The sequence below is a fragment of the Desulfovibrio sp. Huiquan2017 genome, assembly GCF_017351175.1.
In the GTDB taxonomy this organism is placed as follows: domain Bacteria; phylum Desulfobacterota; class Desulfovibrionia; order Desulfovibrionales; family Desulfovibrionaceae; genus Pseudodesulfovibrio.
Genome location: NZ_JAFMPN010000004.1, coordinates 167,792 through 181,304, shown reverse-complemented (window position 1 = coordinate 181,304; position 13,513 = coordinate 167,792). Strand labels below are relative to the sequence as shown.

The window sequence follows — 13,513 nt, the reverse complement described above, 5'->3', positions numbered from 1 at the left end:
TCAATCCAGCGTGTAGGTTTTTTCGGGGGTGCCGCGGACCATGCGTTCGGCCCATTCCACGCCCTGCATGACCGAGTGGTCCATGTTGGACACCTCGTACTTCCAGCCGCCGAAGCGGCCCCGGGAGTGGATGCCCATGGCCTCCAGGCCTGGTTGCAGAACACGCAATGCCTCATCCCGCGCCAGACACGGCACGGGATATCCGTAATCCACGGCGATCTCCCAGCGGGTCAGGATGTCCTTCACCCTGTCCCCGCGCAACAGGGCCGAGTTTATCAGACCCTCCACGGTGCGGTCCATCAGTTCGTGGACCTTTTCCGGCTTGTGCCCGGAAAAGGAGGTCTCGCACATGAAGGCCAGTTGCTCGCCGGGCCGGGCCACGTTGTTGGGCGAATAGTTGTGGAAATTGGTCACCCGGTAGAAGGGCGAGTCGTCGTCCGGGAAATACATCCAGCAACGGGAATCGTGTTCGGCGCGGGGCTCGCGGTCCAGGCCCACCCCGGCCACGTGGACCGAGTTGTGGGTCAGTTTGCCCGCCGCGTCGCGGAAGGCGTCGGGCGCGTCGATGAGCCAGTCCCGGGCCAGGAGATCCAGGGGCGCGGTATTGAGCAGGGTGCCGTATTCCACGGTCAGGCCCTGCGCCGTGGTCACGGTCCGGGCCTTGGCGTTGATGCTCGTCACGGCCTGATTGAATTCGATGCGCCCCTTCAGGCGGTCGGCCAGCCGTCGGAAGATTTCGCCCGTGCCGCCGGAAAGCGGGAATTTGAAGGTGTTGTTCGGGCCCCAGGCCACGTCGTCGCATTCCAGGACGATGTTGCGCAGGACCCTTTTCAGGTCCACCACCGAGACCCGTTCGCCGATCCAGCCGTACTGCATCAGCTCGGGCGGGGTGGCCCAGACCTTGAAGTTGTATGGGTCCATGAAATGACGGGCGATGCCCCGGCCGAATACCGCGTCGATCCATTGGGCGAAATTCTCCGGGCGGCCCTGGGGGCGGTTGCCGGGCAAGAGGCCCTCCACGCACTCCCATCGGGCCGCTTTCGGCAGGTGCCGGATGTTGTTCTGGAACGGGTAGGGCACCCAGGTCCCGTGCGCCCGCACCCAGGATTCGCGCTGGTGCTCCAGCCGCTCGGCGCCCAGCAGGGAGTCCATGAGGTCGTCGAAATAGGCGTAGTGGGAGAAGACCACGTGGCCGCCGATATCCCAGGTGAAGCCGTTATCGTCACGGAAGCTGGCGGCCAGCCCGCCCGCGTGGGGATTGCGTTCGAGGACCAGGAAGTCGGTCTCGCCGAGTTCCCGGAGGCGGTGGGCCGCGCCCAGGCCCGTGGGGCCCGCGCCGATGATCAGATGCGTGGTTTTCACTGTGCGCCTTCTTTGCGATGGGTAGTTCTTTCCGGTCCGCATCTCCGTATCAAGTTTGGTGCCAGGCCGCATCCCTCGCGTCAACGGGACGAGGATAAAAGGTATTCCGCCCGACGGGGAAATAATCATGCGCATGGCCGGTGGGCCTCTTGCCAATCCAGGGCCGGGAGCTTACTTTGAAATCATGACCAGGAAATTCGATCCGGAACTGTTGTATGTGGAATGTCACCGCTGCGGCCAGCCTATCCTCTGGAAGCACGGCATGACCACGAAACTCCTCAAACTGGCCAAGATCGATCCGTCCACCCTGGATGAGCGGTGCGTGATTGTCTCGGAAGGCTGCCCCAACTGCGAGCCCGGCGAGACGTCCTTCACCACCCAGGTCATTCGCCTGAACCGGGAGAAGGACGGGCGATCCTCCATGTCGGCAATGGCCAATTAGGACAGGCCGACAGATGGCGTGAAAAGCGCCTGTATTCCGGGTAACGTACCGGAATACAGGCGCTTTCGATTTTTTCCCCCGGCTGGCGCCGCGCCCGGCGAACCATGGCTCGCCTCCTTGTCCGTCTTTGCTTGTCATTTGCTGCCCGATCAGTAGCCATTCTCTCCCCAGGGGGATTTTCAGGGACTGTTTCGGTGCGGCTCATGCGTCCACATCCATTTGTTTTTGCAGAATAAAATATTATATGATTTCCGGTCTTGCGCGGCCCGTCGCCCGTGGGATCCGTCAAGCTGTTTTTTCCCACCTCTCGGCTCCGTTCGATAGCCGATTTTCTCCCGCCCGGAAAACCGGGGCTATGCTTTGCGGCAAGTCCGGGGCGCGTCCCCGAAAATCAAGGAGCCGACCACATGAGCATAGCCACACCCGCGATCACCAATTTCACGGCGGGCGAGATATCCCCCCGGCTGGAGGGAAGGACCGATCTTTCCAAGTATTTCAACGGATGCCGCGCCCTTCAGAATTTCCACGTTCATCCCCATGGCGGGACTTCGCGGCGGGCCGGGTTCCGGTTCGTGGCCGAATCTCTCAGTCGGGACAAACCGGTTCTGCTCATTCCCTTCGAATTCAACGCCAAGCAGACCTACGTGCTCGAATTCGCCGAGGATGAGATAGGGCAGGGGCGCATGCGCGTCTTCTCCGGGCACGGCGTGGTCCTGTCCTGCGGCACCCCCTATATCCGCGACATTCCCTATACGGCCGACCAGTTCGACGAATTGGACTACGCCCAGTCGGACAACGCGCTCATCCTGGTCCACCCGGATCATCCGGTGCGCGAGATGACCCGCGTGGACCACGCCGACTGGGCCCTGGAGGAGATGGTCTTTCTGGGGCAGCCCGAAGCCTGGAAAGAGAACGACTACCCCTCGGCCGTGTGTTTTTACGAACAGCGGCTGGTTTTGGCCGCGACCCGGTCCCGCCCCGGCACCCTGTGGCTGTCGCGTACCGGCGAGTACCGTGATTTCCGCCTCAAGACTCGCGAGGTCCCCATCGACGGCTGGCGAGATCTCGAGATTGCCGATTCCAACGGCGACGGGGTGCGCGACGGCAAGGCCGGTGACGCCGTGACCCTCAAGACAGGGGAAGGGTTCGAGGCCCGGGACGCCCTCAAGGGCCAGCACCCGGACGGGTCCACCCGCTATTACCGCTACAAGGGCGCGAAGAACTATACGGCTGTCAGCGCGAATATCAAGCTGTCTTTCGCGGCCGAGCCGGAAGGCAACCAGATTGAGGCCATCTGGGACGAGAACGGCGTGCTCGACGATGAGGCGTGGGATTGTTTTGAAGTTGGCGACCGGACCGACGCCCCGGCCGGGGAGGACCCCCTGGACGACGACGCCATCGAGGTCACCCTGTCCGGCCGCCAGGCCAGCGGCATCGAATTCATCGTTCCGCGCCGTTCCCTGTGGATCGGCACGGCAGGCGGCGAATGGACCTTGAGCGCCTCGACCAGCGGATCGCTCACCCCGGAGAACGTCAAGGCCGCCCAGGAGGGCACCAGCGGAGCGTCGAACGTCCGGCCCGAGCCCGTGGGATTCGCCACCCTGTACATTCAGCGGGCCGGGCGCAAGATCCGCGAAATGTCCTACCGGCTGGAGACCGACGCCTATGCCTCCAGGGATCTGACCCTGCTTTCGGAACACATAACCGAAGGCGGGCTGACCCAACTGGCCTACGTCCAGGAGCCGGATTCCATTCTTTACGGCGTGCGCGGGGATGGGGCCATGGTCGCCCTGACTTACGTGCCGGACCAGGATGTGGCGGCCTGGTCGCGCATCGTCACCGATGGCGTGGTGGAGCGTGCGGCCACGGTCTACAACGACCTTGAAAAGCGCGACGAGCTGTGGATCGCCGTGGTTCGCACGGTGAACGGCGAATCCCGCCGCTACATCGAATACCTGGAGGCTCCCTTTGCCGGGGACATCAACGACGCCTTTTTCGTGGACAGCGGCCTGACCTACCGGGGCGTCCCCACGGACACGGTTTTCGGGCTTGAGCACCTGTCCGGACGGACCGTGTCCGTGCTGGCCGACGGGGCTGTGCAGGCCGATCGCGTGGTGGCCGGAGACGGCAGCCTGGCCCTGGATCGCCCCGCCTCGACCGTCCACGCCGGGCTGGCCTACCGCTCGGTGCTGCAACCCATGCGCCTGGACGCGGGCAGCCAACGGGGCACCGCCCAGACCAAGAGGAAACGCATCACCAAGGTGGCCGCCCGCTTCTACGATACCCTCGGCGGCCTCATCGGGCCCGACGAATCCAGGCTCGAGCCTGTCTACTTCCGTTCTCCGTCCACGCCCATGGGGCAGTCGCCCCGGCCGTTTCGCGGGGACAAGATCGTTAATTTCCCCAAGGGGTGGGACCGCGACGGGCTTTTGACCATTGTCCAGGAACAGCCCCTCCCCATGACCGTGCTCATGATTGTTCCGCAGCTTGTCATCAATGAATAACCGGGAAAACCCCCAACGATAAAGAGAGGATACCATGGGAAACACCACATCCCCACAGACCTTGCAACAGGGCGTGAGCCTGTTCAACGATGTCACGGATTTTCTGGGCGCCCGGACTGCCGGACAGAGCCCCGCCAACGCCGAAGAGCGGGCCCGGCTCATCGAGACGGATGCGGAGGGCGAGGCCCGCGACATCCGGCGGCGGGCCGAGCAGGATGCCGCGCGGCTTCGTGAGGACCAGGAACATGCGCGCGCCGGAAACAACGCCCAATGGGGCGGTTCGGGCTTGGCCATGTCCGGGTCCAAGGCCCTCATCCGCGACGCCGACCGGCTCAAGGGCCGACAGGACGAGGAGGAGATCCTTTTCGATGGCGAAAAGGATGCCCGATCCCGCCTTCGTTCCGCCAACAACCGGGCGAATATGCTGCGTATAGGCGGGGACGCCTCGCCCAGGCGCTCCATCCTGTCCCTGGGCTCGAAAATCTACGGGAGGGACTAACCATGACCATCGCTTCCACGGAATCCAAGGTGCTCTACGGCGGCAATGGCTCCACAGCCTCCTTCGCCATCCCGTTCATGTTCCTGCGCAACGAGGACATCCGCGTGCTGCTCGTCGATACCGAGGACGAGGAATGGGTCCAATCCGAGGGGACCGACTATCGGCTCTCCGGGGTGGGGGAGCAGAATGGCGGCGCCTGCACCATGAGCTTGCCCCCCGAACCCGGCCAGACTCTGGTCATCCGGCGCGAACCGGCCATGGTCCAGGAGGTGGACTACGTGGAGAACGACGCCTTTCCGGCGGCCTCCCACGAAGCTGCCCTGGACAAGCTGACCATGATCTGCCAGGCCCTGTCCGAAAAGCTGGATCGGGCCCTGACCTTCCGGATTTCCTCGGCCCTGACCGGCGTGAATCTGCCGGAGCCCGACCCGGGCCGAGTGCTCGCCTGGAACAGCGGCGGGGACGACCTGATCAACAAGGATATCGTCGCCCTGGGGTCCATGATCACGCCCGTGCCCATCAGCCAGGGCGGCACCGACGCGGACAACCCCACCGAGGCCCTGTTCAATCTCGGCTTTGGCGCGGTGGGGCTGACCGTGGCCGGTTGCGAGGAGGAGGCCGAGGCCCTGGCCGCCATCGGGGCCGAGCCGGCGGACGCGGACATCGTCAAGGCCCCCGGCGGGGTGTTGCCTCTGCTGGATGGCTCCAATCTTACTGGCCTCGACATGTCCCCCCTGTTGGTGGCCCCACAGACTGTGATGGTGGCACCGACCGGGAGCAAAATAGCGAATTGGGCCGACGGCGACCAGGACGCCCCGGTGCTGTCTTTGCGTACGGCCTCCGACCTTAAGGACACGTACTACTCGGCGGAGCGCGTGGATGCCGTCCTTGCCGCCGGTGCTGTGGGCATTGCTCCGGGAATCGTCGTCGCCTACGCCTGGGGCGGCACTGTATATGCGTCGGAGGCGTCTCCCGACGGCCTGTCCGTGGACCTGTCTGGTTCTGCGGACGGGTGGTATCACCTCTACGCGGACCTCAATGAGGATGGTAGCTGGGCCGGTGTGGGGTATTCCGCGCCGTATCCTGCCTACGGAACGGCTCGGCTGACCCCCGGCTCGGACCTCTACAATACAGCCACTGGCCGTATGTACGACGGCACGGACACCGAGGTCCGCCGAGTCTACATCGGGCGGGTAAAGGTAGCCAGTGGAGTACCCATAGAGATTGTGGAAACTCCGATTGGTACATCGGTTACACTACCGGTGGCATCGGGTGCCATAATTGAAAAAAGTACTACATACGTTGAGCCGAATCCGTTCAGCGGTCCCGCAAGTGTAGAGTTGGAGCTTTACGGACGTACGCGGGCGTCAGCCTCCGACATACGATGGCAACGTGTTGACAGCATTGTTGTTTTGTCAAGCAACGGCAGAGGATACGGCAGTGCGCCAACTTGCGTAAGCGCAGATGACGTTGTTGTTACAACGGCAAACTGGGCCGCCGCTCCAATACAAATATACTTTGATGGCCTAGGCAACTGCCCTGGACGTATCAAACTTACGAGGGGGTTCTAATGCGCATGTATGCGAAGGTCGGCACAAATGAAATGCTGGTGGGCGGGGACCATCCCGGCGACGGGTGGGTAGCTGTAACGGCTATGCGCCCGGGTGACTACTACACCGTCAATGGTGAGGGCGAATGGTCGCAGGATTCCGATTTGCTGTCCGAAGCTGTCCGGGCCGAACGCGACCGCCGATTGGCCGCATGCGATTGGACGCAAATGCCTGACGCGCCCTTGGACGATACGGCCCGGGCAGCCTGGACGGTCTACCGCCAGGCCCTGCGCGACGTGCCCCAACAGGAGGGATTTCCGTGGGTGGTGGTGTGGCCGGTAGGGCCGGCGGGGTAGTGGACGGCAACAAGTTTCGTCATCACTTTCACCTTCCCCCACGGCAAGGGGTGCGCTTCCTTCGGGACGCACCCCCTTTTCTATGAAATGGTCAGGCGGGTGATTTCGTCGTGGAATTCAGGATAGCGGGCGATCAGTTGGGCCCGGTCGCCGTGGGCGTAGTCCGCGTACTCGAAGCCCGGGGCCACGGTGCAGCCCATGAGGGCGAAGTCCGCGTCCGGCAGCAGCCGCAATCCCTGCCAGGACCCGCGCGGGACCAGGATCTGCGGGCGTTGGCCGCCAAGAAGGTCGTTGCCCAGGACGAGGCGCTCACCCGCGCCGTCGGGGTGGAGTTGAAGCATTTCGCACGGCCCGCCCGCGTAGAAATGGAAAATTTCGTCCGACTGGAGGCAATGCATGTGGGAATACGTGTCCCGGGTCAGCAGGTAGTAGATGGCCGAGCCCATCGACCGAGGTCCGCTGTAGCGGCCGGGCAGGACGCCGTGCGGCACGGTTTCCGCGACCCGGTGGGTTTCCCGGAACCAGCCGCCTTCTTCGGGATGGGGCGTCAGGCCGAGCAGGTCAATGACTTCGCGGGGAGAAGGTCCGTTCATGCCCGCCCCTTAGCCGTTGTAGTGGGGCGGCGGGACGTCCACCGGTCCGGCGTGCTCCATCTCCTCGTCCAGGGCGCGGATCTTTTGGGCCAGGCGTTCCACCAGCCGGTGGAGGCCGTCGATCTGTTTTTGCTGGTCAAAGAGCTGGTCGCTCAATTTTTCCATGGTTCGGTCCTGAAGGGCGAGAAGGCTCTCCAACCGTTCGATTCTGTCGTCCATGCGATCCTCCTTGGCGGAACGAGTATGCGCCCTGGGCGCGGGATTGGCAACGGTGGCGGTCAGGCCCGGTTGGTCAGGTACACGCCGGTGATGACCATGGTTCCGCCCACGGCCAGGGAAAGGTGAATGGGCTCGCCCAGGAGCAGGAAGCCGGTAAGCACTGCAAAGGCCGGGACCATGTTGATGAATATGCCCGCCCGGGATGCGCCGATGACGTTGATGGCCCGGTAGTACCAATAATAGGCCAGCGCCGTGGCCAGAAAGCCGAGAAAGACCACGCACCCCCAGTCCACGGGCCGGACGCGGCCGAGGTCCGCGATGAGTCCCTGGTTCAGGGCCACGGGCAGGAGCATGAGGGTGCCCGTGAAGCTCGACCAGGCCACGGACGAGAGCGGCGGCAGCCGTTTCATGACCGAGCGTCCGCCCAAGGTGTAGGCGGTCCAACTGACCACGCAGCCGAGGATCATGAAATCACCCGGGTTCATGCCACCGGCCAGCAGGGCCAGCGGGTCGCCGTCGGCGATGACCACGGACACGCCCACCAGGGAAATCAGGCCTCCGAGGATGCGCAACGGGCCGAACTTTTCGCCGTAGAACACGGCCGAGAGCAGGGCGATGCACACCGGCGTGCAGGCCACGATGAGTGCGGCCCGCCCGGCCGGGATGGTTTGCAGGCCGGTGAAGAAGAAGTAGCTGTAGGCGAAGACTCCGGTGGCTCCCAGGAAGACCACCGGCAGAATCTGATCACGCTTGAGCCTGGGCAATCGTCCCTCGGCCCGCCAGCACATGTACAGCAGGATGACCGAGGCCAGACCGAAACGCAGCACGGCGGCGGTCATGGGATGCACCGACTGGGCCAGGACCCGCCCGGCCACCCAGGTGCCGCCCCACAACATCATGCTCAGGACGAGCAGTACGTAAGTGTAATTCGGGGATTCCTTCATGGTCGGGAGGATATACGCGTGAACCTTTGAATGATCCACCCCCATGGGGCCGGTTTTCCACGATCCTCCCGCCGGGGTCCGATGCCGCGGGAACCGGCTAGTCCGTTCCGCCCTTGCGGGTCCCTTCATACAATTCGTATTCCAGCAGCCTGCATTCGATCTTGGCGTTCCAGAAGACGCGCCGCCGTTTGGTGCGCAGGCCCACGCATTTGGCCAGGTCCATGTTGCCGGTGAAGATGAAACCGGTCTTGCCACCGCAGTGCTGCTTGAAGAAGTCGCCGATGCCCCGGTAGACCGTTTTCAGTTCGGCCATATCGCCCAGGCGCATACCGTATTCCGGGTTGAGCATGACCACGCCCGGTCCCTCGGGCACTTCGGTCCGTGTGAAATCGCAGACGGAAAATTCGATGAAGTCGCCCACCCCGGCCAGCCGGGCGTTGTCCCGGGCCGCCTCGATGGCCTCCGGGTCGTGGTCCGTGGCGATGATCCGGCCCTTGATCTCCGGGATTTCGGAGTCCTCGGCTGCACCGAGCATCTCGTCCCAGGCCTCGGGCTCGAAGCCGATCACGCGCATGAAGGCGAAATTGTCGCGCAGCAGGCCCGGCGCGCCGTTCATGGCCATGAGCGCGGCCTCGATAGCCAGGGTTCCGGATCCGCACATGGGCGCGATGAAGTGCCCGCCCCGCCGAGCCAGTTCGGGCCAGTTCGAGGCCAGGATGCAGGCCGCGGCCAGGGTCTCCTGCATGGGGGCCTTGTGCGGGCGCTTGCGGTAGCCGCGCCGGGGCAGGGGCTCGCCCGTGGTATCCAGATAGAGCGTGGCCCGATTCTCGCGCCAGTGCAGGAACAGGCAGACCCCGTGGGTGTCCGGCCCGGAGTCCGGCCGCGCGCCGGTCCGTTCGGTGAACCGGTCGGCCACGGCATCCTTGACCCGCAGCCCGGCGAAGCGCGCATCGTTGACCGTGGTGTCGCGGACGGACGCGTCCACTCGGAAATACCCGTCCGCCGGGATGTATTCCTCCCACGGGATACGCTTGGCCTCGCGGTACAGCTCGTCAGCGTCGAACGCCCGGAACCGTTTCAATTCAAAGAGCACCCGGTGTCCCGTGCGCACCCACAGGTTCAGGCGCATGCAGTCGTTCAGCGTGCCGCGCACTTCCACGCCCGCGTCCAGGGGGATGGCCTGGGCAAAGCCGAGGGCGGTCAGTTCGCCGTGCAGGTGCTCGGGCATGTCCCGGGGGCAGGTGACCAGGATCGGGGCCGTATCGGAAAATTTCGTCATGGATGTCTCGGGCGGTCTAGAGAGGGCGCAGGTCCCACTCGCGGACCGGGTCGTCTTCGGTTTGAGGGGCGGAGTGCAGTCCGGCGTCGGGTTCACCGTTTCGGCCGGGGGATGGCACCGTTCGACAGGCGGACAGGGCCAGGAGCAGGGCCAGCCCGGCCATGGCCCCGGTGGACGGATCGTAGAGAAGCGGGGTGGACATGCCCTGGACGAACAGGACGGCGGCCAGCCCCGCGCCCATGCGCGTCAGCCGCCGGGAGACCAGGACGAACAGTCCGGTCAGGCAGGCCGTGGGCAGGATGCCGCCCCAGCCCAGGATGAAGCGCAGCCAGAAGGACGGCACCTGGGGCAAATGCGCGCCGAACAGAGTGGGCGAATCCGTGACCCGCTCCCAGATGGGGGCCATCTCGGGCGGGAAGGTGAAGGGCAGGGCGTGATCCAGGGGCAGGCCGGCGATCAGCAGGGCCGGTTCCCGCGAGAACAGGGCCAGGGACTTGGCCCATAGCCAGTAGTCCACGTACCGGGCCAGGTCCGAAGGCGTGAACGGTAGCTGGAAAGTTGCGGCCAGGCCCGTGAAAAAGGCCAGGAATACGGCGGTGCGGAGTTTCCAGCCGCCTCGGCCGAAACAGAGATATATCCAGGCGGCGGCGAACAGTCCGGTGCGTGACAGGGTAGCCAGCAAGCCCGCCAGGATCAGGGCCCGGAAGACCGGCGCGCCCTGGTCCGGCTCATACAGGCCGTCGTCAGCCAGGCCGGGCCTGAGGGAGGCGCACAGGCAGATCAGCAGCAGCCCGGCCAGCAGGTCCGTCTCGCCGATCCAGCGCATGGACGGCGCGGCGCGGTAAATGAACCCTTCCACGGCCAGATCCAACACGCAGAGCAGTCCGAGGACCGCGCCCCATCGCTGGAAGGCCGCGCGGTCGGGCCGCCCGAAGGTCATGACCCACAATCCGCAGAAGCCGAGCATGATCACCGGGACCAGTTCGGATACGAAGGGCGTGAATCCCCTCAATTGTTGCAGGATGTCGCGCTGGTAGAGGATGACGAGGGCCGACAGTCCGGCGAACATGCACAGTTCGGCGAAGAAGCGGGGCCGCAGCCGCTGCCCGGAGCGCCGGAATAAAATGGCGCGTACCGTGCCCAAGGCCGCCAGGACAGCCCAGGGAAGGAACGGCGAACTCTCCGGGCCGGACCCGGCGAACCGCGACAACAGCGCTCCCAGGGGCACCGCCGCGCAGGCCACGGCCAGGGGCAGTGCCGCCAACCTGGACGGGGTCCGTTTCTTGGGCTGTTCCTGTACCATACGCACCGTCAATTACCTCTTTGGGCGGTCCAGGTAAAGGCGGCCGTGCATCGCCCTTTCTCAGGCTTCTCCAATGATTTCAGGCAACGGTTTTTTCTCGCCCGGGCGGGATGAACGATTTTTCTCCAATGTGGGAAAGTAAGTAATTGATTGAGATAATTTGTGTATTTGTCTGCAATCCAGTGGATCGCGACAACCTGTTAAAATGCTTTGAAAAGATTGTCCAATGCGAAAAAATGCCGTATGCTTGCCCCGTGTTGCCAAGCCTGGGGGGGCATGCGTGGACAGTCCGCAATGACTGGAGAGTCCATGAAATCGGTCGCACGGACCCTGTTCGTCAAAGTTGTTTTTTGCGCCTTTATACTGCTGTCCGGAGCCGGACCGTTGTCCGGTTGCGCTGTGGTCGCGCCGCTGCTCGGCGCGGGGGGATTCGCGTTTGCGCCCCTGCAATACGCGTCCACCGCTTACACCCTCGGCGAGTTCACCTACGAGTATGCGGCCAACGACAAGAACCCGGCCCAGGTCATCGAGGGAAAATATGCCGCCGTGGTCAGCGGCGAGGCCTTTGAGCTGCCCGCATTCCTCCAATCCGAACCCGCCGGCCCCCAGGCCCCGGTCGTGGTTGCCGAGGCGCAAACTCCGGCCACCGGTTCCGAGCAGGTCCCGGCCCTGTCCGAAGAGGCGCGCCGACGCCGTATCGAGAATCTTCTCGGTGAGCGCCGTACCCGGTTCGAGCGCCTTGAACTGCGCCGCATGGCCTTTCTCCGGGCCTACCAACCCCGGCAAACCCTGACCCTCAACCAGACGGCCGACGCCGCCGACCTCGACCTCGTGCGGGCCGCCGGTCCTCAGCTCTCGCTGGATTGACGCCGACTTCACCTGTGACGGTCCGTCCGTCGGGCATCCGGGCCCCGCGCCGTGGCCACGGCGTTGGGCGATGGCCCGGTTCCGGCCCACAACCTTGTTGAATTCTCCTTTTTTTGGGCTCAAGATACGCCCATGCGCAGACTGAACGCCGCCGACAAACGCCTCCTCCGGATCGGTGCGGAATGCCCCGGGAATCTTCGCGGCGCGCCGGGAGCATCGGCCCGGACGGCCCGCAAGTCCTGCGCGGCCCGCCGCGCCCGACCCGGGACGCGCGGCCCCATTGCAAACGGACGCCACTGATCATGCCGCATTTCTTCCGACCAGGGTCCAAACCCTCGCTTCCGCGATCCATCCTGACCCTGGGCTGGGTCAGCTTTTTCACCGACGTGGCCTCGGAAATGGTCTATCCGGTGGTCCCTCTGTTCCTGGTCTCGGTGCTCGGCGCTCCGGCGACGGTGCTCGGGGCCATGGAAGGCGCGGCCGAGGCCGTGGTCTGCCTGATGAAGGGAGCCTCCGGCTGGCAGAGCGACCGTATGGGGCGGCGCACGCCCTTCGTCCGCGCCGGATACGGTCTGGGCGCCCTGTCCAAGCCGCTGCTCGCCCTGGCCGCTTCCTGGCCCGTGGTCTTTGCCGCGCGTATTCTGGATCGGTCGGGCAAGGGGCTGCGCACCACGGCCCGGGACGCCATGATCGCGGACGCGGCGCCCCCGGCCATGGCCGGAAGGGCCTACGGGTTCCACCGCGCCATGGACACGGCCGGGGCCATCGTGGGCGTGTTGTTGTCCATGGGGCTTCTCGCACTGCTGCCCGGCGCGTATCGAACCATATTTCTGCTGGCCACCCTGCCGAGCGTGGTCGCGGTCTGGTTCACCTTCCGTCTCAGAGACGCCTCCCCCGCCCCGGCCGCTTCGACCTCGCGTCGCCCGTTCCGCGAGTCCCTGCGGGGGCTGCCCCGTTCCTACTGGCGTGCCCTGGTCCTGCTGTCCCTGTTTGCTCTGGCCAACAGCACGGACGCCCTGCTCCTGCTGCGGACCCGCGATCTGGGATTCAGCGACCTGCACGTCATCGGGGCCTATGTCCTGTTCAATCTGGTCTATGCGGCCACGGCCTATCCGGCAGGCATTCTCAGCGACCGCTTCGGGCGGTGGGGTCTCATGCTCGGCGGATGGACCCTCTATGCCCTGACCTATTTCGGCTTCGCCCTGTCCGGGCCCGACTGGTGGATATGGGTGTTGTTTCCCGTTTACGGCCTGTACATGGGCCTGACCGAGGGCGTGGGCAAGGCCCTCATCGCCGTGGGGCTTCCTCCGGAGCGTCGGGGCACGGCCATGGGGTTCTTTCTTATGCTCACGGGGCTTCTTTCCCTGGTCGGGAATCTGGCGGCCGGACTCGCCTGGGATTTGATCGGGCCTCGAGCTCCGTTCCTGATGGGCGGGGCGCTTGCCCTGCTGGCCGTGGTTGTCGCTTTGGTTTTGCCCCGGCAACGGGGCAACGCGGCTTGATGTCCGTTCGGGGTTGAAGGGGAGTCGCCGGACGGCTGGCCAGGGAGGGGTGTCGAGATTTTGTCCGCGCCTCCGCGTCGATCCCCCGGGCGG

13 protein-coding genes are annotated in these 13,513 nt (G+C 64.8%); 7 read left to right on the top strand and 6 right to left on the bottom strand.

Features of this window, described 5'->3' with window-relative positions:
- Positions 1-1,362 (bottom strand): protoporphyrinogen/coproporphyrinogen oxidase, encoded by a 1,362-nt coding sequence (locus J0909_RS04595; protein ID WP_207260880.1) that lies wholly within the window; start codon positions 1,360-1,362, stop codon positions 1-3.
- Positions 1,363-1,546: 184 nt separating this feature from the next.
- On the opposite strand from J0909_RS04595, the gene J0909_RS04590 reads away from it, so the two are divergent.
- The 5 genes from J0909_RS04590 (at position 1,547) to J0909_RS04570 (ending at position 6,713) form a co-directional block, all read left to right on the top strand.
- Positions 1,547-1,804 (top strand): hypothetical protein, encoded by a 258-nt coding sequence (locus J0909_RS04590; protein ID WP_207260879.1) that lies wholly within the window; start codon positions 1,547-1,549, stop codon positions 1,802-1,804.
- Positions 1,805-2,211: 407 nt separating this feature from the next.
- A complete protein-coding gene (locus tag J0909_RS04585) occupies positions 2,212-4,308 on the top strand; it encodes a phage tail protein (protein ID WP_207260877.1) in 2,097 nt (698 codons plus the stop codon).
- 34 nt (positions 4,309-4,342) lie between these two features.
- Positions 4,343-4,807 (top strand): hypothetical protein, encoded by a 465-nt coding sequence (locus J0909_RS04580; protein WP_207260875.1) that lies wholly within the window; start codon positions 4,343-4,345, stop codon positions 4,805-4,807.
- Between the two features lie 2 nt (positions 4,808-4,809).
- Positions 4,810-6,378 (top strand): hypothetical protein, encoded by a 1,569-nt coding sequence (locus tag J0909_RS04575; protein ID WP_207260874.1) that lies wholly within the window; start codon positions 4,810-4,812, stop codon positions 6,376-6,378.
- Complete coding sequence (locus J0909_RS04570; protein WP_207260873.1) at positions 6,378-6,713, top strand: tail fiber assembly protein; 336 nt, start codon at positions 6,378-6,380, stop codon at positions 6,711-6,713. Before J0909_RS04575 ends, J0909_RS04570 begins: the two co-directional genes overlap by 1 nt.
- Positions 6,714-6,793: 80 nt before the next feature.
- On the opposite strand, the gene J0909_RS04565 is transcribed toward J0909_RS04570, so the two are convergent.
- From J0909_RS04565 to J0909_RS04545, 5 genes are all read right to left on the bottom strand, one after another.
- A complete protein-coding gene (locus J0909_RS04565) occupies positions 6,794-7,306 on the bottom strand; it encodes a cupin domain-containing protein (RefSeq protein WP_207260872.1) in 513 nt (170 codons plus the stop codon).
- Between the two features lie 9 nt (positions 7,307-7,315).
- The gene (locus J0909_RS04560) at positions 7,316-7,525 is read right to left on the bottom strand and encodes a SlyX family protein (protein WP_207260871.1); all 210 of its coding nucleotides are present in this window, start codon (positions 7,523-7,525) and stop codon (positions 7,316-7,318) included.
- 59 nt (positions 7,526-7,584) lie between these two features.
- Positions 7,585-8,469, bottom strand: coding sequence for a DMT family transporter (locus J0909_RS04555; RefSeq protein WP_207260870.1), 885 nt, complete (start codon positions 8,467-8,469; stop codon positions 7,585-7,587).
- A 97-nt stretch (positions 8,470-8,566) separates the two neighbouring features.
- Complete coding sequence (locus J0909_RS04550; RefSeq protein ID WP_207260869.1) at positions 8,567-9,748, bottom strand: THUMP domain-containing class I SAM-dependent RNA methyltransferase; 1,182 nt, start codon at positions 9,746-9,748, stop codon at positions 8,567-8,569.
- Positions 9,749-9,764: 16 nt separating this feature from the next.
- Positions 9,765-11,057 carry a hypothetical protein gene (locus J0909_RS04545; protein ID WP_207260868.1) on the bottom strand — a complete coding sequence of 431 codons (1,293 nt, stop codon included), beginning with the start codon at positions 11,055-11,057 and terminating at the stop codon, positions 9,765-9,767.
- Between the two features lie 303 nt (positions 11,058-11,360).
- On the opposite strand from J0909_RS04545, the gene J0909_RS04540 reads away from it, so the two are divergent.
- Both J0909_RS04540 and J0909_RS04535 read left to right on the top strand, forming a co-directional pair.
- Positions 11,361-11,918, top strand: a complete 558-nt coding sequence (locus J0909_RS04540) for a hypothetical protein (RefSeq protein ID WP_207260866.1) — start codon at positions 11,361-11,363, stop codon at positions 11,916-11,918.
- Between the two features lie 182 nt (positions 11,919-12,100).
- Positions 12,101-13,420 carry an MFS transporter gene (locus J0909_RS04535; RefSeq protein WP_286181767.1) on the top strand — a complete coding sequence of 440 codons (1,320 nt, stop codon included), beginning with the start codon at positions 12,101-12,103 and terminating at the stop codon, positions 13,418-13,420.
- Positions 13,421-13,513 lie beyond the last annotated feature (93 nt).